This is a genomic window from Chryseobacterium sp. SN22, assembly GCF_008329705.1.
Taxonomy (GTDB): Bacteria; Bacteroidota; Bacteroidia; order Flavobacteriales; family Weeksellaceae; genus Chryseobacterium.
In genome coordinates this window covers 61,190-83,077 of the sequence record NZ_VTSX01000008.1, presented here as the reverse complement: position 1 = coordinate 83,077, position 21,888 = coordinate 61,190, and the positions used below count along the sequence as shown (strand labels likewise).

General features: G+C 40.2%; 16 protein-coding genes. 2 read left to right on the top strand and 14 right to left on the bottom strand.

Features of this window, described 5'->3' with window-relative positions; genetic code table 11:
• Positions 1-215: 215 nt before the first annotated feature.
• The 6 genes from FY557_RS06935 to FY557_RS06910 form a co-directional block, all read right to left on the bottom strand.
• Positions 216-1,748: a M20/M25/M40 family metallo-hydrolase gene (locus FY557_RS06935; RefSeq protein ID WP_149246555.1), complete on the bottom strand. Its 1,533-nt coding sequence runs from the start codon at positions 1,746-1,748 to the stop codon at positions 216-218.
• A 115-nt stretch (positions 1,749-1,863) separates the two neighbouring features.
• On the bottom strand, positions 1,864-3,591 hold the full coding sequence (locus FY557_RS06930) for a helix-turn-helix domain-containing protein (RefSeq protein ID WP_149246554.1): 1,728 nt from the start codon (positions 3,589-3,591) through the stop codon (positions 1,864-1,866).
• A gap of 628 nt (positions 3,592-4,219) precedes the next feature.
• Complete coding sequence (locus tag FY557_RS06925; protein ID WP_185151669.1) at positions 4,220-5,662, bottom strand: TolC family protein; 1,443 nt, start codon at positions 5,660-5,662, stop codon at positions 4,220-4,222.
• Entirely contained in the window at positions 5,649-8,843 is a 3,195-nt protein-coding gene (locus tag FY557_RS06920; RefSeq protein ID WP_149246552.1) for an efflux RND transporter permease subunit, read from the bottom strand. The genes FY557_RS06925 and FY557_RS06920 overlap by 14 nt, the downstream gene beginning before the upstream one ends.
• 24 nt (positions 8,844-8,867) lie before the next feature.
• The gene (locus FY557_RS06915; protein ID WP_149246633.1) at positions 8,868-9,950 is read right to left on the bottom strand and encodes an efflux RND transporter periplasmic adaptor subunit; all 1,083 of its coding nucleotides are present in this window, start codon (positions 9,948-9,950) and stop codon (positions 8,868-8,870) included.
• Between the two features lie 148 nt (positions 9,951-10,098).
• Positions 10,099-10,491, bottom strand: a complete 393-nt coding sequence (locus FY557_RS06910; RefSeq protein WP_149246551.1) for a hypothetical protein — start codon at positions 10,489-10,491, stop codon at positions 10,099-10,101.
• Positions 10,492-11,185: 694 nt separating this feature from the next.
• On the opposite strand from FY557_RS06910, the gene FY557_RS06905 reads away from it, so the two are divergent.
• Together FY557_RS06905 and FY557_RS06900 are read left to right on the top strand one after the other, a co-directional pair.
• Positions 11,186-11,590, top strand: a complete 405-nt coding sequence (locus FY557_RS06905) for a hypothetical protein (protein WP_149246550.1) — start codon at positions 11,186-11,188, stop codon at positions 11,588-11,590.
• 31 nt (positions 11,591-11,621) lie between these two features.
• A complete protein-coding gene (locus FY557_RS06900; RefSeq protein WP_228451722.1) occupies positions 11,622-12,068 on the top strand; it encodes an META domain-containing protein in 447 nt (148 codons plus the stop codon).
• Positions 12,069-12,127: 59 nt separating this feature from the next.
• On the opposite strand, the gene FY557_RS06895 is transcribed toward FY557_RS06900, so the two are convergent.
• From FY557_RS06895 to FY557_RS06860, 8 genes are all read right to left on the bottom strand, one after another.
• Positions 12,128-12,391 carry a SemiSWEET transporter gene (locus FY557_RS06895; protein WP_149246549.1) on the bottom strand — a complete coding sequence of 88 codons (264 nt, stop codon included), beginning with the start codon at positions 12,389-12,391 and terminating at the stop codon, positions 12,128-12,130.
• 75 nt (positions 12,392-12,466) lie between these two features.
• Positions 12,467-13,501, bottom strand: a complete 1,035-nt coding sequence (locus FY557_RS06890; protein ID WP_149246548.1) for an NAD(P)/FAD-dependent oxidoreductase — start codon at positions 13,499-13,501, stop codon at positions 12,467-12,469.
• A 55-nt stretch (positions 13,502-13,556) separates the two neighbouring features.
• Positions 13,557-14,495 (bottom strand): gliding motility protein GldN, encoded by a 939-nt coding sequence (gene gldN / locus FY557_RS06885; RefSeq protein WP_149246547.1) that lies wholly within the window; start codon positions 14,493-14,495, stop codon positions 13,557-13,559.
• A 15-nt stretch (positions 14,496-14,510) separates the two neighbouring features.
• Positions 14,511-16,097 carry a GldM family protein gene (locus FY557_RS06880; RefSeq protein ID WP_149246546.1) on the bottom strand — a complete coding sequence of 529 codons (1,587 nt, stop codon included), beginning with the start codon at positions 16,095-16,097 and terminating at the stop codon, positions 14,511-14,513.
• A 54-nt stretch (positions 16,098-16,151) separates the two neighbouring features.
• Positions 16,152-16,841, bottom strand: coding sequence for a gliding motility protein GldL (gene gldL / locus FY557_RS06875; protein WP_149246545.1), 690 nt, complete (start codon positions 16,839-16,841; stop codon positions 16,152-16,154).
• A 58-nt stretch (positions 16,842-16,899) separates the two neighbouring features.
• The gene (gldK, locus tag FY557_RS06870) at positions 16,900-18,318 is read right to left on the bottom strand and encodes a gliding motility lipoprotein GldK (protein ID WP_149246544.1); all 1,419 of its coding nucleotides are present in this window, start codon (positions 18,316-18,318) and stop codon (positions 16,900-16,902) included.
• A gap of 108 nt (positions 18,319-18,426) precedes the next feature.
• Positions 18,427-20,280, bottom strand: a complete 1,854-nt coding sequence (gene glmS / locus FY557_RS06865) for a glutamine--fructose-6-phosphate transaminase (isomerizing) (RefSeq protein ID WP_149246543.1) — start codon at positions 20,278-20,280, stop codon at positions 18,427-18,429.
• A gap of 23 nt (positions 20,281-20,303) precedes the next feature.
• Positions 20,304-21,881, bottom strand: a complete 1,578-nt coding sequence (locus FY557_RS06860; protein ID WP_149246542.1) for a DUF4270 family protein — start codon at positions 21,879-21,881, stop codon at positions 20,304-20,306.
• Positions 21,882-21,888 lie beyond the last annotated feature (7 nt).

The following is a 21,888-nucleotide window of genomic DNA, read 5'->3' as shown; positions in this document are numbered from 1 at the left end:
ATTAAGAAAAATGACGGAAAGTTTTCTAAATCAAACTCTAAACAGGCTCTAAGTATAATCCTTTAATTTATCCAATAAAATAAGAAAACTCAATGAATTAAAATTTCAAAAAGGGTTTACCTTAAAACGAAAATCACTTTTTGATACTTAAGCCGGTTGGGCTATGCTATTGACCAGGATAAACTCACAACATTCTTCTTCCCTCTTCCAGCCTATTACCGATCATAGTTCCGCATGATATATTCAAAATAATTAATCATTTTCATGTAATTTTCAATGCTCAGGTATTCATTGGTACTGTGGATGGATTGCTTTTCGGCGTCATTGATCTTAATCGGCATAAAGCGGTAAATATTTTTGCTGACGATCTGGTATTTGTACGCATCGGTCGCTCCCACGGTAAGATAAGGGGTCGCAATGGCCGTCGGATGAATTTCCCGGATTGCAGATTCAATCAGTTTAAAAGCCTTGGTATCGGTAGGTGAAACTGCAGAGGCTTCTTTTACACTGTCGATCTCTTCGATTTCCACATCAAAACCTTTGGTCGCTTCAGCAATGTGCGCTTTCACATCCCGGACCGTATTTCCCGGCAGCAATCTGAAGTTAACGACGAATTCCACTTCCGAGGACAGCACATTAGGCGCATCGCTTCCTTTCATCATCGTTAAGGCCGTTGTGGTGCGGACCAAAGCGTTGGTTGAATTGTTTTTCGTCAGTTGCGACAGAAGCACCGGCTTCAGCAGCCACTGATTGGCAATTCCCATGCGGTTAACGAAAGACATGGATCCGCCGATGTTGGTAAAAAACTGATTAATTAAAGGCGTAATCATCGGTTTCATCTGGTCATGCTCCAGCCTCTGCATAATAACGGCCGCCTTTCCTATCGCGCTTTCCATCGGCGGCATGGAAGCATGTCCGCCCAAACCTTTGACTTTAATCTTTACCGACAGAAACCCTTTTTCGGCACAACCGATCACCGCTACCTCTGAATCGATCCCCGCAACACTTCCCTTTTCAAGAATCAATCCGCCTTCGTCGTACACGGCATCGAATACCAGGTTTTTCTCTTTGAAATAAGCGGCAATTTTTGCAGCACCTTCCTGTCCGCCCACTTCCTCATCAAATCCGAAAGCCAGGTAAATATCGCGTTTCGGGACGTGTTTGCTTTTAATTAAATTATTCAGCGATTCCATGAGGGAAAACAGCATACCCTTCATATCGATGGCTCCCCTTCCATAGATCCTTCCGTTGGCCACTGCTCCGGAAAACGGTCCGAAATCCCAATGTTCGGCTACTTTGGAAACAGGAGGCAAAGGTTGGTCATCCGGCCTGAAGATATTTCCGCTTTTATCTTTTACCTCTGCGTTTCCGGGAGGAACGACATCGGTGTGCGAAAGAAACATAACAGGCTGAAGAGAAGGATCACTTCCTTTCAATCTAAAAACCAGCCCATACCGATTGACTTCTGTAAATTCTACGTTTTCGTATACCAGCGGATAGGAGGTTCTAAGATATTCTTTAATCGTATCAAAGGTAGAGTAATCGAAATCTCCCAATTCCCCGGCAGAAACCGTCGGGATTTTCAGCCCGCCCGAAAACCTCTGGATTGCAGAATCATCCTTAACCATCTTCCAGCCTTCCGTATTTTTTGAATTGGTTTTCTTAAAAGGATAAGTAAAGGTTTTTATCAGGACAACAATAAGTAAAATAACGACGATGCCGATAAGAATGAACAGGAGTTTTTTCATGGGAATTTATTTAAACCAAATATAATGAAGATAAAAGAATTCTGATTTAAAAACCGTAAGCTTTTATCATGCAAACCATAAATGCTGACTATTCAAATTAAATACATCTTGCGATTTATATATTCCCGTTATTCTCCAATTCTTCTCTTCTCTTTTTAACAAAATCAGTAGGGCGGATCCCGTTGATTTCATAGAAAAGATCGGAGAAATTCTGCCGGGATGCGATGCCGCATTCCCGGGCGAGGGTTTCGATGTTGTATTTTAAATATTTCCTGTCCTCAAACAGAAGGTTGGTAATATAGTTGATGCGGAGTTCGCTCAGGTATTTGTTAAAGTTTACTTTTTTGTATTCATTGATGACTTGGGAAAGGTAGTTGGAGTTGGTTCCGAGTTGGGAAGCCAGCTTGCTGATGGTGAGTCCTTTTTGGGTAAATTCCTTTTTATCTTCAAAGGCTTTCAGCTTCTGCAGCAGTTCTTCCACCTTATTTTCATTCAGGCTGAATTTCTTTTCTTCCACCAACTGAAGGATTGCCGGCGCGGGCTCTTCTATTTTCTCAGGATTCTGGCTGGCTGTGAACTTCTCCTCTACCAACACATATTTCTGCTGGATTTCCTTTGCTTTTTTATGTCTCCTGGTCAAAAGAGCCACCAACCCTATTGCCCAAACGATCAGTACAATGATGATAATGGTTCCGAGATAATTTATTTTCTGAAGCTTATCTTTTTCTTCCAGTAAATTATTGGTATCGTAGTCCTTGTGCATTTTCGGAGAAAGATAAATGAAATCCTTCGACATAATGCTGTCCGCTTTCAGGAGCTGGTTGGTATAATACAGCTGCTGGGCCTGATTGTTTTCTTTCTTGGAGTAATCGATCAGTATTTCATAATTTTCCCTTAATTCAGGAAGCATAAACTGGTGCTTGCGGAAGATCGAGTCGATCTTTTTGAAATAGGCAACGGATTCTTTCGTTTTTTTCAGGCTGGCATAGCTTTTTCCAATATAAAAATACCCTACGGAAAGCCTTGCAAAATCACGGCTGCTCTTAATGGCCGGTAGCGATTCGTTTAAATTTTTCAGTGCCAGCTGGAAACGGTTGTTCCTGTGTTCGGAAATCCCTCTGGAAAGCAGAAAGTAGCCTTTTTCAAGTTCATATTCCGGATTATTACCGATTTCAGCAAAGCCGGTCTCTATGGCCTTATCCGCTTCTTTGTAATTACCGAGATGGCGATAGCAGATAATCATCTGATACAGGCTGTTCAGGTATCCTTTTTTATTATTATAAATTTCGTTTGGATGAAGCTTCGTGATGGTGCTGGTTTTTTCACCGTAATGAACAAGACATTTCATAAAAAGTTCGGAAGCATCTTCATAATACCCCAAATAACTTTTTATAACCCCGATGTGGTAAAGGTTCTGGTATTTCAGATATTCGTTCTTCGTATTTTTCGAGTATTTATAGGCTTCCAGGTATTCATTCAGGGCAAGCTGATACTTTTTATAATGGTAATAATAGACGACACCTTTATCAATATGCGAAATAATCCGTAGGTCTTCGCTCCTGGACTGGTTTGCCGCCCAGATCATACTGTCGGCATATTTCAGTTTATCTTCACTTAAAAAAGCAAAATATACCGCATCTTTATACCCCTGAACAAGTTTTTCATAATTCTTCTCCCTTTTTGCCTTATCGATATATGGCTGAAGTAAAGGAAAGGCCTTCTGATCGTTCTCAGAAAAATTCTCATATTTCTCACGCAGTTTATAGAAATCATTATAGCCATCCTGAGACAGGAGGGCTGTAAAAATTCCGGTAAAAATGAGAAATAATAGTTTTTGAACCACCTTAGTAAATTATCTTCTCTACAATCTGGCATCAAAAGTACATAAAATACCTCACTTTTTATCAATAAGGAATGAATTAATGGCATTTATCGAACTATTTCTATTTTACAAAATAATAAATTCAGGATCAACTCATTAAATATCCCCAATTCACGAATTAAGACGTCATAATTTATAAATCGAGACAACAACCATTTTTTTTTATGAGTGTAAGATGATAATTTTGAAATCAGAAAACTAAACCGAAAACAAAATTAAGCAGAGACCACCTTTAAGATTTAATGAATAGAACCTTTAAAAAAACACGGTAAGATAAATTTCAGGGTAAAAACTAATAAAAAAAACATGATGATTCTATTCATAAATCTCACCACCTTCCTTATTCGGAATAATTACTTTTAAGGAAGGCTGGTTTTTTTAAATTTAATTTTTTAAATAAAACTAATAACCTTTTTTTAGAAATTAATAACCATTTATACAAATTAATGTAGTTGTCTGTTGCAATACGGACAATCAGGGGAAAGGTTCTTTAACGGGAACCTTTTTTATTAACGTTTTCAGTTTTAATCGAAAAGAGGCTGTTCCTTGCGGGCAGCCTCTTTTCTTTTAAAACATTAAGGATTTACAATCACTTCCAGCCTCCGCCTAAGCTTTTGTAAATGTCGACAACTGTACTCAGCTGTTTTTGTTTTGCTTCCACCAGTTCCATTTTGGCATCCAGTGCATCCCTCTGGTTCAAAAGAACCTCAAGGTAATCGGCTCTGGAATTCCGGAACAGCTGATTCGCAATATCTATGGATTGTTCAAGCGATTTTGTTTCCTGGGATTTCAATTGGTAATACTGATCGATATTTTTAATCTTCGACATCAGATTCGCTACATCCAGATAGGCATTTAGAATCGTTTTATCGTATTCATACAAGGCCTGGATCTGTTTTGCATCTGCCGCCTGGAAGTTGGCTTTAATCGCGCTCTTATTGATCAGCGGACCTGCCAGTTCCCCGGCAAGGCTGGCCGCCATGGATTCAGGCAGCTTTACAAGATAAGAAGGCTTAAATGCCTCTAATCCCAGTGTAGCAGAAATCTCCAGTGTAGGATAGAATTCTTTTCTTGCGGCTTCCACATCCAGTTTTGAAGATTTTAGCTCCAGCTCGGCCTGCTTGATGTCGGGACGGTTTGCCAGCAACTGTGAGGGGATCCCGGTATAAACCGTCTGCGGGATCGTCGTCATAAAATTCTCCTTTGTTCTTATGATCGGCTGCGGATAACGTCCGCAAAGGGCATTGATCTCATTTTCCTTTTCGGTGATTTCCTGTCGGATGGTGTATTCCGTTGCTTTGGATTTGGCAAGCTCAGCCTCAAATTTCTTCACCGCAAGTTCGGTAGCCGCCGCCGCTTCTTTCTGGATCTTTGAGATTTCCAGTGCCTTCTGCTGAAGCTTGATGTACTGCTGGATAATATCCAACTGGTTGTCAAGCGCCAACAAATCGTAGTAATTATCTGCCACCTCTTCAATAAGATTCGACAGCACGAAGTTTTTGCCTTCTACCGTTGAAAGATAATGGGCAACAGCAGATTCTTTTTCCGTTCTCAGTTTTTTCCAGATGTCGATTTCCCAATTGGCCGTCAGGCCACCTCCAAAGTTCATGATCGGATCGGGCACTGCTTTCCCGGGTTCAATATCTGTGCTGGCATCACCGGCTCCTTCGCTGGTGTAACGTCCCACTTTTGTTATCCCTGCACCGCCTCCGGCACTAACCGTAGGGGTCAACCTTCCTTTTTTAGCAAGAACACTGCTTTTGGCGATTTCGATTTCCTGCAGGGTAATCATCAGCTCCTGATTGTTTTTTAGCGACGTTTCAATCAGGGATACTAAATTAGGATCTGTGAAAAACTGTCTCCAGGGGGTCGTTCCGCTGTTGTTATTGGTGTCTCCCTGGTCTTCCTGATTGAAGTTCTGAGGTACATTTTCTTTCACCTCATCTTTTATGACGGTCGCCATCGGCGCCTTACAGCTTGATAAAACAAGCGATAAGGCAATGGCTGCTATATATTTATTATAAGTCTTCATATTTATCATCGTGTTGATACGGTTCTGTTTGTTCTGTTAAAGGGTTTTCTTCTTCATACCGGGCCAGTTTCGACTTATCCGCTAATGTTCCGAAAATGTAATACAATCCGGGGATAATCATCAGTCCGAAGACTGTTCCGATCAGCATCCCGCCTGCGGCGGCAGTACCGATGGTCCGGTTACCAATTGCTCCAGGTCCGGTAGCGAGCACCAATGGAATCAAACCGGCAATAAAGGCAAATGAGGTCATCAGAATCGGACGGAAACGGATGGCAGCCCCTTCAATGGCAGCTTTGGCAACAGGAATTCCTTCCTCGGCTTTCTTCTGCACGGCAAACTCTACAATCAGTACGGCATTCTTTCCTAAGAGGCCAATCAGCATGACCATGGCTACCTGAGCGTAGATGTTGTTTTCCAGCCCTAATAATTTCAGGCATAAGAACGCTCCGAAGATTCCCGTCGGTAACGATAGAATTACCGGGAGCGGAAGAATAAAGCTTTCGTACTGGGCGGCAAGAATCAGGTAAACAAATCCTAAACACACCAGGAAGATATAGATTGCTTCATTGCCACGGCTCACTTCATCCTTGGAAATACCGGCCCAGTCGATCCCGAAACCTCTCGGAAGCGTTTTATCCGCCACTTCTTTAATGGCTGCAATGGCCTGTCCCGAACTGTATCCCGGTGCCGGAGTTCCGCTCACCTCGGCAGAATTATACATATTGTGTCTTGTAATCTCTGATAAACCGTAAACTTTTTCCAGATGCATGAAGTCGGAGTACGGTACCATTTCATCTTTATTATTTTTTACATATAATTTTAAGAGGTCGCTCGGCAAAGCACGATACTGCGGGCCCGCCTGAACAATAACCTTGTAAGGCCTGTCGAAACGGATAAAACTGGTTTCGTAGTTGGAGCCGATCAGGGTAGATAAGTTATCCATCGCATTTTCAATCGTCACTCCTTTCTGCTCGGCCAGGTCATTGTCTATTTTCAGCATATACTGAGGGAAACTTGCTGAATAGAAGGTAAATGCCGAACCCAGCTCAGGACGTTTTTTCAGTTCCTTTACAAAGTCGTTGCTTACTTTCTCCATTTTCTGATAGTCACCGCTTCCGGCCTTATCCAGCAGGCGGAGTTCAAAACCTCCTGCCGCACCATATCCGGGAATGGAAGGCGGCTGGAAAAATTCTATATTGGCCCCCGGAATATTCTTGGCTTTTTCTTCCAGCTTTTCAATGATTTCAGCAGCCGATTCTTTACGGTCTTCCCAGCTTTTAAGATTGATCAGACAGGTACCGGAGTTGGAACCGGTTCCTTCCGTTAGGATCTCGTACCCTGCCAGTGAAGAAACGGATTGTACGCCATCAATGCCTTCAGATTCTCTCAGCAATTCTTTGGCAATCTGGTTGGTTCTTTCCAACGTAGATCCCGGCGGGGTCTGAATAATGGCATAGATCATCCCCTGGTCTTCTGCCGGAATAAACCCGGAAGGCAATGAATTGCTTAAAAAGAAGGTGCATGCACAAAACGCCAGTAACAGCGGCAGGGTAAATGTTTTCTTTTTAACGGTTTTGTTCAGCAACTTTTCATATTTCCCGGCTCCTTTTGTAAATAAATTATTGAATTTATCCAAAAATATGGTCACAGGAGTTCTTTTCTTCGCTTTCCCGTGGTTGTTCTTCAGGATTAAAGCACATAGAGCAGGCGTCAATGTTAAGGCCACTACTCCGGAGAGGATGATCGCAGAAGCCATAGTAATTGAAAACTGACGGTAGAATACCCCAACTGGTCCGGACATGAATGCAATCGGAATGAATACGGATGCCATTACCAGTGTAATCGCAATAATCGCTCCGCTGATTTCATGCATGGCCTCTTCGGTTGCTTTCAAAGGAGACAAATGTTTTTCCTCCATTTTAGCATGGACGGCTTCAATCACCACGATCGCATCATCGACAACCACCCCGATGGCCATCACCAAAGCAAAGAGCGAGATCATGTTCAGGGTAATCCCGAACGCGGACATCACGGCAAAGGTACCGATCAGTGAAACCGGAACGGCAATCGCCGGAATCAAGGTAGAACGCCAGTCTCCCAAAAACAGGAATACCACAATCGCTACCAGAATAAAGGCTTCAAAGAGGGTATGAACTACTTTTTCAATTGAAGCATCAAGGAACTTGGAAACGTCGTAACTGATGTCATAATGCATTCCTTTAGGGAAAGTAGTCTTCTGCAGTTCTGCCATCAGCGATTTTACGTTTTTGATAACGTCACTTGCATTGGAACCGTAGGATTGTTTCACTGTGATCGCTGCGGAAGGCTTACCATTCAGGGTAGAATAGATATCGTACATGGACGAACCGAATTCGATATCGGCCACATCTTTTAATCTGATGAATTCTCCGTTGGGATTCGCTTTCAGGATGATATTTCCATAGTCCTTTTCGTTATTGAAACGTCCCGGATATTTTAAAATATATTCGAAAGACTGGGATCTTTTCCCGGAACTTTCCCCTGTTTTACCAGGAGAAGCTTCGAGACTCTGCTGGTTCAGGGCATCCATTACTTCATCTGCGGAAATGCTGTAAGCCGTCAGACGGTCCGGTTTCAGCCAGATCCGCATGGCATATTCCCTGGTTCCGAGAATGTCGGCAAACCCTACCCCACTTACCCTTTTCAGTTCGGACATCACGTTGATATCGGCATAGTTGAAAAGGAATTTCTGATCGGCTTTCGGGTCATCACTGTACAGGTTGATGTACATCAGCATGTTAGGTTCTTCACGGGTAATTTTCACCCCTTCACGCACCACCAGTGGCGGAAGTTTGTTTACTACGGAAGATACCCGGTTCTGAACGTTTACAGCCGCTACATTAGGATCGGTTCCCAGGTCGAAAACCACCTGGATGGATGCTTCCCCGTCGTTTCCGGCATCGGAAGTCATATATTTCATCCCGGGCACCCCGTTCAGACCTCTTTCCAACGGAATAACCACGGATTTGATCAACAATTCGTTATTGGCTCCCGGATATTCTGCGGTAATATTTACTTTGGGCGGCGAAATGGAAGGGAATTGGGTTACCGGAAGTTTTACCAGTGACAAAATCCCCATAAATACAATAATCAGTGAGATTACGATAGACAGAACAGGTCTGCGAATGAATTTTTTAAACATAATTACTTACTTCATTAATGAGTCCTACTCTGCTTTTAATTTCAATGACTGAAGAACTTTTTTAGGGTCCTGAGCCTTTACCTGGACTTTCTGATCGTCTTTCACTTTCTGAACACCTTCCAGCAATATCTTATCTCCTGTGGAAAGTCCGGAAGCTATCACATAAACATCAGGAAGCTCATACGCTACTTTTATGTTCCTTGATTTTACGGTTCCGTTTTTGTCCACTACGAATACGTATTTCTGATCCTGGATTTCATAGGTTGCTTTTTGAGGAATAAGCATGGCGTTTTTCAAAGGCAGGGTCATTCTTATTTTTCCGGTCTCTCCGTTTCTCAGCAGCTTATCGGGATTCGGGAATTTCGCCCTGAATGCAATGTTTCCGGTTTCGCTGTCAAACTGTCCTTCAATAGTCTGTACTTCCCCTTTCTGCGGGAAAACATCGCCGTTTGCCATAACCAAAGCTACCTGATTGCTTCCCCGGGAAGCTGCATTTCTCTGGTAATTCAGGTATTCGGGTTCCGAAACATTGAAGTAAGTATAAATATCGTTGTTATCGGAGAGGGAGGTGAGTAAATCTCCCTCATCCACTAGACTTCCCAATTTCAAAGGAATCCTGTCGATAATTCCGGAAAACGGAGCTTTGATGTCCGTAAACGAAAGATGGATCTGTGCCAGCTTGGCTTCGGCGTTGGCTGCATCCAGCTTGGCTTTGGCCATGGATCTTTCATTTTTGGAAACAATGTTGTTATTTGCCAGGGTGCTGGCGTTTTTCAGTTCGATCGTAGCCTGGGCAACTTCCGCCTGGGCTTTCAGGAGTTCTGCCTGATAGAGTTTCGGCATAATCCGGAATAAGGTCTGCCCCTGACGGACAAACTGTCCTTCGTCTACAAAGATCTTTTCGAGGAAGCCTTTTTCCTGGGCACGGACCTCAATGTTCTTTACCGATCTGATCTGAGCCACAAATTCTTTATCAATCACCGTATCCATCACTACCGGTGTGGTTACGGGATATACCGTGGCTTCTTCTTTTTCTTCTGTTTTCTTGTTGCAACCGGTGAACAAAAAAATACTGCTTAGCGCAATGCCTGCGACAACTCTTTTAATCATAATGGTAGAGTTTATGTAAATCGTTAATGTTTTAAATAGGAAAATGGCAATAAGGATACTGCGGCTGTGGTGATTACCGGCAACACAACGCAGGAGGATTTCCGCCGAACGGATCAGCAGAAAAAAACTTTGGAAAAGAGAATGTTTAAATTCTTATGGAACGGATCAGAATAAACTTTTTAACTGTAGAAAATCCTGATAAAAAGCCGTGCAGAACAGGCTTTGATTTTTTGAAACTTTTCAGTCCGAAGATATACACCAAAGTGAAAACACCGGCGAAAACAATAACGGCCTGAAAACTGTCTGAGAACTGGAAATTATCTTCTGTAATTTCCAGAGAATAAGCATTGGCCGTGTTATCGGGCGACTGATGAACCGTCAGTTTCTCATAAGTCTGGTTGAGACGGTTTGCCTTTTTTGGTAAATTCTGAGAAGTATGGTTTGTATAATTACTTTTTAAAGTCCTTACATTGATCTTGCTTTCCACTACGAAAAGAAGAAAAAGGGCGGTCAAAAAATATACGATATAGTTTCTCATGATTTCTGTGACAAAGGTAGTTTTTAGTTTTCTTAAGTTTCAAGATAGTTTTGTTGCAATATATTTATATTAACAATATTTAACACTACTTTAAAATAACTGAATTTTATTAATAAACTATCATAACATCAATTTAACCACCTGACTTAAAAACACATAACTAAAGGTTACACATTTATAAAATACCTGTACAGCATTATGATATGGCAATAAACGGTAATAAATATTCATTTTAATGTTAAAATATATTAAAATAAGAATTAATTTATATAAAACAATTAATTTAACCCCTGATATTTAAATTATTGATAAATAAAAATGTTAATATTTAATTTAAATTTAAAAACCGACGTATTTATAGATGTACCCTCTGATCAACTGTCCAAATATTTAAGCACCTGAATGAAATCCTAATCAAATATTGCGTCCTTAATATTCTTATCTTTGGAAATACATAGTTTTGAAATCAGATTCATCATTTTATATCAATTTTTTTATCCTGATTGCCATTCTTAGCATGGTTTTTGTAAATGCCATTTCGTTTTTCGACCGATTAAAAATAAAAGCATAATAATTATAACATAAGAATTTTTAATTAATTTATTAAAAATTAACACATTATGATTAAATAATTTGTAATTTTATAGGATAACAGCATACCTATTCATGAATCACCGAAAAATCACTTATTATTATGAGAAAATTATTGAAAACCATTACTATTGCTTTAATACCGTTACTTACCCTGGCAGCGTGTCGGCATCAGTCAAAGGAAGAAGAAGCAAATCTTGAAAATGTTGCTGATATAAAAAAGAATGCTGATCATATCACCAAAGAGATATATACTGATGATTTCGGCGATCAGCTTGAATTGACTATCAATGAAACCCAAAATACGGTTACAGTAAGGCTGGACGGAAAAACCTACGAGCTTAAAAAGAATGACGAAATGCCGGAATTTACTGCAACTGATGCTTTTTACCAGTTTTCCGATGTAAGGGGTGAGGTGACATTCCTGAAAAGAGATTACAACATGGTACTTTTCCACCATAAAAAAGCCAAGGCTTCCTCTTCAGACACCAAAATGGCTTCTTATTAAATTTATTCAAATTTTTTCACAACCTTTAAATATGAAAAATACCATCATCTGCTTTTCTTCGCTGTTGATAATAATGACAACCGGCTCATGTGCCAATATGCAGAGAAATACGGCTTCTCCTGTGAAATCTATGGCTATCACAGGGAAAACCTGGAAACTTACGGAAATTAACGGCCAACCGATAGCACTTAAAAACCCTAAGGCTAATCCTTATTTTATGCTGAATACGGCAGATATGCGGTATTCCGGGCACGGAGGATGCAATGGCGTAGGCGGAACTTTTGAAATAAAGCCGGAATCGATGCGTATTAAATTTAACCAGGGAATGTCAACCATGATTGCCTGCGACGACCTCGCCACAGAACGCGCGTTTACCCAGGCACTTCTGGCCGCCGACAATTATTCCGTAAACGGAGATACTTTAATGCTCAATAAAGCCCGAATGGCTCCTTTGGCGAAATTTGTTGCTCAGCCTTAATCCGGAAACACATCATCATACATAAGAACACTTCCGTTTGGGCGGAAGTGTTCGCCTTTTTACGACGATTTCTTTTTATATATAATACAAAATATCAGGAGGGTAACATTAACGATTACCGCAAAAGCATTGGAAAGGATAATGGGAAGTTCATTTTTCAGGAATCCGTACCACACCCATAAAGAAAGCCCTGAAATAAGTACAATCAGCATTCCCCAGGAAAGATCTTTTGCATTTTTCTGTTTAATTACTTTTATAAGCTGTGGAAGCATGGCTACTGAAGTTAAAGCCCCTGCTATAATTCCTAAAAGATTTTCATCCATAAATCAATTGTTCTACAGATTTTAATTTACGAATAATATAACAGATAATGTATGCTTCCAGTCAATTAATATTGCTTATCTGAAACGGTCCAGAGAAACTTCCGGAGGCAAGGGAACGCCTTCTTCTATTAAATCGTAAAGGGTTCTGGAGAAATAACATCCGTTTAAAATACCCCGTGCGCCTAAACCATTAAAAACATATAGATTCTGATGTTCATGATGACGGCCGATGATGGGTCTTCTGTCTTTTACCGTAGGCCTGAACCCGATGTTAACGTCTGTGATTTCAAAGTCTGATGAATAAAATTCGGATAAGCCTTTTTTCAGCTGTTCTACGGCAGAATCATCCACTTGATCATGCAATTGCTCCCGGTCATAGGTGCCGCCGTAAAAATAAAGTTCTTCATCAACGGGAAATAAAAAATGTTTTTTCTTGATGGTGATGTTTGAAGGAATTTTCTGAGAGAGTTTTACCTTGATGTGATGTCCTTTATTCGGTTGTACGGGAATACCGGAGAAAAACGGATTTTTCGTTACGCCCATTCCTTCACAAAACAAGATATTTTTGAACCGAAGGTTTTTATATTCTGATCGTTCAGGGTTCAATTCCTTATAATTGAATTTTTCTTTCATGAGAAAGCCCCGGCTCTCTAAAAAACCAAATAAACCAGTAAAAAAACCATTAACATCGAGCCTGGCAGACTGATTGACCTTTCCTGTAAGAAAATCGTTTTTTACCCCTTCTAAACGATCGAAATTTTCATTCAGAAAATTATTCAGCTCTTCATTCTCTGATTTTTTCAGCCAGAGTTTCTGCTCGTTTTCATCATGGAAAATACGGTGGATGGGTGCATCAATCAGATAGTTTTTACCGGTATACTTTTCAATTTCCTGCAATGAACTTTTCAGGAAGCGGATCTGTTCCTGCGCTTTCCAGAAAGTGGTGAATTTCTTCAGGACAACCGGATTAATAATTCCTGCAGAAACCTGTGAAGCACTTTTTCTTTCTTCCGAAAACAAAACAAAAGATTTGTTGTTCCTGATCAGCTGATGGGCAAAGAAAAGCCCTGCGTACCCGTCTCCGACAATGATGTAATCTATAGTATCCATAATAAAAAAACCTGAGTAAAAATACTCAGGTTTTCTATACTTGCCAAGTGAAATCTTAATAATTCCACATTTCGTTTTCCATTTTAAGGATCTGCGCCTTGATTCTGTCGCTTTCTTCAATTTGCGCATCGGCATCATTTGGAACATAATCGTCAATAACACCGTCACCCATCCCTGAAGAAGACTTATAAATCACGGAAGAGAATCTTCTTGCATTAATTAAGTCATCAAAAGATAAATCTGCAGACGAATTTTTTCTGTTATAAACATAATTATTTGCTAAAATATCTCTCGCGCTAGGATAATAGATCCAGAACAAATCAATAAGTTCATCTTTACCGGCGATCGCTCTTCCTTCCGCATCGTAAACTCCCTGTACAGCTGGATCCGGACCCATAGCAGCAATACCAAGAGGTCGGTATTTCAGTTGTCCGTCTCTTTTATCAATGAACCACATACCCATCATTTTAAGAACTTTCACTTTATCCGTTGTAGTTTCAAAAATATCGGTATTCTCTTTGATTTCCTGCTCAGTTGGTTTTCTACCTGAAGCAATAATATCTACGATAACATCACTCGCAACCACTTTCTGTAATCTTGCTTTTATCTGCTCAGGAGTTAACTTGGTCGTAAAGTTTTCATCATCATAAACCTCTTTAACTTCTTCACTCATTGCTGCATCAAGCAAAATTTTGTATAGAGATCTTGTTGTTCTAGATTGAAGCCCATCCGGATTATCGTAGTAAAAAGGTTGGTTTATTTTATCATTAAGATCAATAATTTCCCAAACAAACATACTTTTTAAGATGTCTTTTTCATCTACGTAACCATATTCAAGAGGGGTAACTTTGTTACTAACTATAGAATCTCCTACCTTCCTGGTATTTTCAGATCTCATCTGTCTAAACTCTTCAGGTGATGAAGCGTTTAGTATAGTCTGGGAAAATGCAAACCCAGAAGCTAATACCATAAGACTGCTAATATATTTTTTCATTTTTATTGTTTTAAATTATGGAACATGTATGATGATTGGAGTAATTCTCTTAACAGGGCCTTCTAATCCTTGTGCCGTAGCTTTTATTTCAATAATTGAAACATCGTCTCCAGGTCTGACATTTTTCAATAAGCCTGCAGCATCAGATAATGAATTACCTTTTACAAGCATTGCTGCTCTACCAGGAATTCTTACCATAAATTCAGTAACAGTAAATGAAACCGGGAAATCAAAATCAGGAATAGCTGCCTGAACGGTTTGATTCGGAATAGAGGTTGCTGGCATTGTTAATACATTCTGCCCTCTCATTTGCCCTTGTGGTGGTGGTACGTTCTTAATCCTGTATTCAAACACCTGAGTGATTGATTTTCCATAAGGATCTGTTCCAGATAATGTTAATTTAACTGTATTTCCAGCCTGAGGTTTTACACTCCATTTGCCTGGACCGGTACTTCTTACTACAGCACCCGGAGCAGATAATGAAAGCTTAGAGTTATCAGCACCTAATATAGAACCAGATACCGGGTTTTCCAAACCTCTGTACATTACATTCATTTTATCAGCAGAAAGTAATAATCCTTTCTGAAGCTTAACTTCCTGCGGTCCTGCGATTACATTATACGTATGTGTGAACGGGAAGTTCTGTGCCTTACCAGTTGCGTCCGTCAATGTAATATTACCGCTGAACGTTTTTTGTCCGATTCCGCCTGTATTCAATGAAGCGTATCCTTTTCCGTTTTCCTGTCTGCTTACACCGGAAATGCTGATTTTGTTGCTGTTTGAATAGTTTCCTAACATGACAACAGCTTCAGCCGGTTTTCCAGCTACCACATCTACAGGTGCGGAAACAATGGCTTCATAGCTGTTGAATTTAATGCTCGCATCTACTTTTTCCTGAAGCATTAATGCCAAGGCGTCAGATTGTACGTTTCTGGCGTCATTCTGGATAATCTCCAGGTTTGAAATCGCTGCGATTAACGGCTGGTGATAGAACTTATTCTGGAACCATGTCTTCTCATTCGGAGATTTCCCTTTAGGATATTCTGCGATCAAAGATTTGTTGGCTCTGTCAACTAAGTCTTTCAATTGAGCGTTATTCCCAAAAGTTGAATTGATATAATTTCTTACATCATCAATTTTAGATTTTAAATCCAACGCTCCTTTTGAAGGGGTATTTTCATCACCTTCCTTAAAAAAATATTCCGTGGTTGCCTCATTGTTATTTAATGCTGCAAAGTTTTCACTTACATCAATATCTTTTCCCTGAGCATCTTTATCATGAAATTCAGATTTCTTTTTAAGCTCATCTTTAATACCCTGTGCAGATTTTACCAAAACGTTGATCTTATCCCTAAGAACCTGATACTGGGCCCAAGGCTGCGCATAGGTATCGGGCACCTGCTGAGCTTTAGCTTCAAGGGTTTTCTCAAATATTCTTTCGTTTTTTCTTTCCGTTAACGTCCGGGTTTCATTAAGTGCTTTGGTAGAGTCATAATATGACCTGATGATTTCCGCATCAATATTTAGGGCCATCATAGCGATGAACACCAAATACATCAGGTTGATCATCTTCTGACGAGGTGTCTGTTTTCCTGCTGCCATTCTCTTTTCTTTGTTTTTGATTAAATAGTTAAATTAAAAAATGGTTTTGGAAAATTAAGATTTCATAGCAGTTAACATACCACCATAAACTCTGTTTAAGTTGTTCAAGTTTGAAGTTAAACCTTGTAGTTCCTGATTGAATTTTTCAGACTGTTCAGCAGATTTCTGCATATCTGCTACATACTTATTAGTAAACTCAGATTGCTTCTTTGTGCTTTCCATCTGCATGGCATACAAAGCATTCATGCTTTCCATGTGCTGAGCTGCTTTGTTCAGCTGCTCGTTGTATTTGTGAGTGGAAGATGATACGTCAACGGTCTGGTTGATCTGGTCTACCGAACTTGAGAATTTATCAATACCTGTTCTCAGTCTTTCAAATAACTGGACATCAAGTTTAGCGTCCTGAAGCATTTTATCCAATTTGGTAGAAAGTGAATTTTCAAGTTCAGCAAATTGAGCAGCGTTGCTTTTAGATACATTAGAATGTAACGGATTAGGATTTGCATGCTTATCCAATAATTCAGGATAAACATTTTCCCAGGCATAAGACTCTTCAGATTTCGGCGGGTCGAAAGCGAAGATAATGAAGATAATCGCTTCTGTAATAAGTCCCACGGTAAGAGCAATGTTACCATTGATCGGTCCTAAAGTGATGTGGGTAATTTTAAGCCAAGCTCCAAGAATTACAATTGCAGCACCGAATGAATAGAAGAAATTCATCCAAGCATCTTTAGTCTTAAACATATAAGTTAGTTTTTTTTAATGTTAAATAAAATTGTTATTGAATAGTGTCTAATGAATCTTATCTGTTAATTTTTCTTGGCTTAACAGCAGCTTCAGGAATATCCTGTACGGTTCTGAATCCGATATAGCTTCTCGCTGAATCTTTTCTTTCCCAATCCCTTGCACCGTTCATCAGCATGTATCCTACATCTTTCCAAGAACCTCCTCTTACTGATTTTTTAGTATCAACTTTATCTTTGGTAGAAGGATTTAATGTAGATGCGAACCCGTATGAAGAGTTGTTGTAAGCAGATTCTGTCCATTCAGAAACGTTTCCAGCCATATCAAATAACCCGTATCCATTCTTTTTAAATTTCTTTACTGGAGCAGTATATGTATAAGTACCTTTTTTGTCGTCTTCCATGTAATTACCCCTTTTCGGTTTGAAGTTTGCCAGGTAGCAACCTCTGTCGTCCATCAAGTAAGGACCTCCCCAAGGGTAAGTAGCATTTTGCATTCCGCCTCTTGCTGCATATTCCCACTCAATTTCCGTAGGAAGTCTGAAAATCAATGGTTTTTGTTTTCTTCTCTTCAGGCTTTCGTTATAATCAGATTTCAGTTTGGTTCTGAAATTACAGTAAGCTCTTGCCTGATCCCAGGTTACTCCAACTACAGGATAGTCTTTGTAAGCTTTGTGCCAGAAATACTGTTCGAACAATGGCTCATTGTAAGCGAAATGGAAATCTTTTACCCAAACCGTTGTATCAGGATAGATGGCGATGCTTTCGCTTCTAAGGTAATTTACGCCTCTTTCTCTTTCAGCTAAGGCAGCATCCATATCACCCCATCTGTAGGTATATTTAAGTTTACTAACGTCAAGGATTCTTTCGTTACTTACTCTTGATGAAGCCGGTAAGTACATCGATTCTAACACTTCTGCGTATTCTACATCAGGATACTTGGAAGTATTCCAGTGCAATGGAACTTTCCAGTCCAGTTTTTTGGTCGGGTCGAAGTTTCCTTCGTTTCCACCGCCCTGTCCTTCTAAATATTCCTGATAAGGTGTTAAATTTTCTTCTTTTTGAGCAAGGTATGCATAATCTCCGATGTTTGTCCCTCTACCTTTACCTTCCCCTCCTTCTCCGGCGGCTTCAGCAAGTAAAGTTCTAGCGATAGAATCTCTTACATAGTTGATAAATACCCTGTATTCTGCATTCGTAGTTTCCGATTCATCCATGAAGAAAGAAGAAACCGTAACGGTTTTAGCCTGGGCCTTTTCAGGACTATCTGTGAAATCCTGATCCGTTAATCCGGCTACAAATGATCCTGCAGGAATGGCAACCATACCAAATGGTCTTTCTGCAACAAATGATTTTGTTTTTTCTCTAGGTATCAATTCTCCTTTTGTTCCCGGTTTACCTACTGAAGAGGCCCCCCCACCTGAACAAGATACCGATGCTACCGACGCAGACAATAATAAAAGAAATATCCTTTTCATGTTAATTTTTATAATTAAGCCGTAAATATATAATTTTTTTAAGAAACTTTTAAGGTTTTTTTTGAAATAACGGAATAAATCTAAATTTATTTTATTTACCCATAAGTTTTACTCCACCGTTACCGATTTGGCGAGGTTTCTCGGCTGATCTACATTCGCGCCCCTGTACACCGCAATATAATAAGCAAGGAGTTGTAGTGGTACAGATGCAACAATCGGTGAGAAACATTCTGAGGTCTCAGGAATTTCAATAACGTAATCCGCCATTGCACTTACCTGGACGTCTCCTCTATTTACAACAGCAATTACTTTCCCTTTTCTTGCCTTAATTTCCTGAACATTGCTTACGATCTTATCATAATGCCCCTTTTTAGGTGCAATAATAACAATCGGCATATTTTCATCGATCAATGCAATCGGACCGTGCTTCATTTCGGCAGCCGGATATCCTTCAGCATGAATATAAGAGATTTCTTTTAGTTTTAAAGCACCTTCCAGTGCCGCAGGGTAATTGTATCCTCTGCCTAGATACAGGAAGTTGGTAGCCTTTACAAAATCCTTCGCGATATGCTGTACCAGCTCATGGGTAGCAGTCAGGACATCTTCAATTTTCTTAGGCATTGCATCCAGTTCCGCAATCAGGCTCATGAAATCGGCATTTCCCAGATTTCCGTTATGCTTTCCTAGTTTTAATGCAATCAGGGAAAGAATAGTCAGCTGTGCCGTAAACGCTTTGGTAGAAGCCACCCCGATTTCAGGTCCGGCATGTGTATAGGATCCGGCATCCGTAATCCTTGCGATTGAGGAATCCACGACATTGCAAATACCGTAAATGAATGCTCCTTTTTCTTTAGCCAGCTTTAAAGCAGCCATGGTATCAGCCGTCTCTCCCGACTGGGAAATTGCAATCACCACATCTTTATCAGTAATAATAGGATTTCTGTATCTGAATTCCGAAGCATATTCCACCTCCACAGGGATTCTTGCATATTCTTCGATCAGGTATTCACCGATAAGACCGGCATGCCATGAAGTTCCACAGGCAATAATGATAATCCGGTTGGCATTTCTGAACTTCTCCATATGGTCCCAGATTCCTGCCATCTTAATCACCCCTTCATCAACAAGAAGCCTTCCCCTCATCGTATCCTGCACCGATTTAGGCTGTTCGAAAATTTCTTTCAGCATAAAATGTTCATATCCTCCTTTTTCAATCTGCTCCAGGCTTAATTTAAGCTTCTGAATTTCAGGCTCTATTTTAGAGTTTTCGGTAATCGTTCTGATATCCACTCCATTTTCTAAGGAAATTGTTGCCATATGGCCTTCTTCCAGGTAAATGGCTTCTTTTGTAAATTCTACGAAAGGGGAAGCATCCGAAGCAATGAAATATTCTTTTTCACCGATTCCGATAGCTAAAGGAGAACCTAATCTTCCGACAACCAGAACACCCGGATATTCTTCATGCATTACCGTAATGGCGTAAGCACCATATACTTCATTCAGTGCATACCGCACTGCCGTAGGAAAATCCATTTCCACATTCAGATCCATAAAGTACTGGATCAGGTTAACCAAAACTTCGGTATCGGTTTCAGATTTAAAACTGAACCCTTTTTCCGTAAGCATGGTTTTAATGGTGTCATAATTCTCAATGATCCCGTTATGGATAATTGCAATCTTGCCGTTATTAGACAAATGCGGGTGGGAATTCCTGTCGCTCGGCACTCCGTGGGTAGCCCAACGCGTATGTCCCATTCCTATTTTCGCAGTCCCTTTCAGCTGACCGGAGATCTGTACCAAGTCGTCTACCTTTCCTTTGGTTTTTTCGACTTCCAGTTTATTATTGCTATTTTCCAGAACGATTCCGGCACTGTCGTATCCCCTGTACTCGAGTCTTCTAAGACCGTTGATTACAATATCGTAAGCGTCCTGAAAACCTGTGTATCCTACAATTCCACACATATTATATAAAGTGATTTTTAAATTTATTTTGTACCGTAAATAATTTTCAACTGTACTCTGTTTGCATTAGCAGCATCCGTACCTACAAATACCGCTCTGCTGGTATTATAAGGTGCGGTAGTGAATTTCTGTCCTGCCAAACCGGTTCCGGCAGAATTAGTCTGGAAGGATCCTAAATCTATTTTGAAATATTTGGTTTCTGTCTTATCGGTGGTCGGCTTACTGGCCGGCTCAACGATTTCTTTAATCGACTGAGTTACGATAAAATCGTAGTATGCAGGATTTTTATCCAAATCATAAGATTTATAGAAAGTATATCCCGGAATTCCCGCCAATTTTAAAAGATCATTGGTAAAACTGCTTCTGATCTTGGACGGATCATTTTCTGCATCTGTATACTTACGTAGTAAAGTGAATTCTGTAGGCTTCGCATAATCTTTATTGTTCCATGACGGATCGGTATAAATTCTTATTTTGGCACTGATGATTCCTGCTTTACTGTCAACCAATTTTTTAAGATCGGTAATGGTTGTTTCCGGAATAGAAATCCCGATTGATGGTCCACCCATCCCCTGAAGGAAAAGTTTCGGATCTCCGTTTTTTCTATCTCCTATTGTAGCCCCTTCTAATACAGAGCCGGTGCGATCATATTGATATTGCCCGATATGCGTATTTGCAGCGCCAAGGGCAAAAGTATAAGTTGCCTGAGGTCTTGTTGCCGGTGTTACATCGGTTTTATCATATTTATAATACATAATCAGCTCCATATCGTTTGGAGAGAACTGAAATAAATATCCATCCTGTTCATCAACGGAAATTCTAAGCCCCCTGAAGTACCGGGTGAAGTTTGAGGCATCCTGGAGTTCAGGCTGGCCTTTTTTGGCAATGATCTTGTTCTGGAAAAATGTTTTATCCAGCGGAATTCTTATCCCCGGACTTGCTGCTGTAAATAAAGCTGCCCCGCCGTCATCTTTCGTAATAGCCACTGAACTTACACTTCCTTTAAATTCCTTTGTTCCCAATACGGTTCCGTAAGCAAAGGTCTGGTTGGATTTAACACTGTCTGAAACACCTTTCAGAAAGTCATTAACTTCATGAACCCTGATATTGAAAGTTCTTTTCGCTTTACCGAATTTTAAAACCGGATAGGTATTCACTACTTTTTTAGCATTTACATTGGTTTCAGTAGCCGTCGTATACGTATAGTTATCGTCTACCGTATTCGTTGTAACAGAATCGGAAGCATATCTTGGCTTCATAACCAATACCACAGAATCGACAACCGCATTGGTTCCAAAATCAGGATCGTATGTAGATAATCTCAACTGGGTAAGATAAGAAGCCTTCTGCATACCGAACTGCCCTTCATTAAAAGCACCAAGTACACCGTAGGTTAATTTTGAGGCATCACTGCGGATGCTGTCGTTATTATTAATGTTGAAAGCAGTAATATCAAAGGATTTTTCATTCCCCTGTGCGGCTCCGTCTAAAAACAGCTGTTCTCCCAAAGTATCGGCATCCGGCTCACAGTTATATAGAATGGCACTTCCAAAAATCACCAGAGAAAATACGGTGATCGCTTTCTTAATAGTATGGATCATTAAAATG

Coding starts and splice junctions, on each gene's coding strand:
- FY557_RS06880 (WP_149246546.1), bottom strand. CDS start 16,097: ATGGCAGCAGGAAAACAGACACCTCGTCAGAAGATGATCAACCTGATG.
- gldL (WP_149246545.1), bottom strand. CDS start 16,841: ATGTTTAAGACTAAAGATGCTTGGATGAATTTCTTCTATTCATTCGGT.
- FY557_RS06895 (WP_149246549.1), bottom strand. CDS start 12,391: ATGGATGAAAATCTTTTAGGAATTATAGCAGGGGCTTTAACTTCAGTA.
- gldK (WP_149246544.1), bottom strand. CDS start 18,318: ATGAAAAGGATATTTCTTTTATTATTGTCTGCGTCGGTAGCATCGGTA.
- FY557_RS06860 (WP_149246542.1), bottom strand. CDS start 21,881: ATGATCCATACTATTAAGAAAGCGATCACCGTATTTTCTCTGGTGATT.
- glmS (WP_149246543.1), bottom strand. CDS start 20,280: ATGTGTGGAATTGTAGGATACACAGGTTTTCAGGACGCTTACGATATT.
- FY557_RS06905 (WP_149246550.1), top strand. CDS start 11,186: ATGAGAAAATTATTGAAAACCATTACTATTGCTTTAATACCGTTACTT.
- gldN (WP_149246547.1), bottom strand. CDS start 14,495: ATGAAAAAATATATTAGCAGTCTTATGGTATTAGCTTCTGGGTTTGCA.
- FY557_RS06920 (WP_149246552.1), bottom strand. CDS start 8,843: ATGTTTAAAAAATTCATTCGCAGACCTGTTCTGTCTATCGTAATCTCA.
- FY557_RS06890 (WP_149246548.1), bottom strand. CDS start 13,501: ATGGATACTATAGATTACATCATTGTCGGAGACGGGTACGCAGGGCTT.
- FY557_RS06925 (WP_185151669.1), bottom strand. CDS start 5,662: ATGAAGACTTATAATAAATATATAGCAGCCATTGCCTTATCGCTTGTT.
- FY557_RS06910 (WP_149246551.1), bottom strand. CDS start 10,491: ATGAGAAACTATATCGTATATTTTTTGACCGCCCTTTTTCTTCTTTTC.
- FY557_RS06935 (WP_149246555.1), bottom strand. CDS start 1,748: ATGAAAAAACTCCTGTTCATTCTTATCGGCATCGTCGTTATTTTACTT.
- FY557_RS06900 (WP_228451722.1), top strand. CDS start 11,622: ATGAAAAATACCATCATCTGCTTTTCTTCGCTGTTGATAATAATGACA.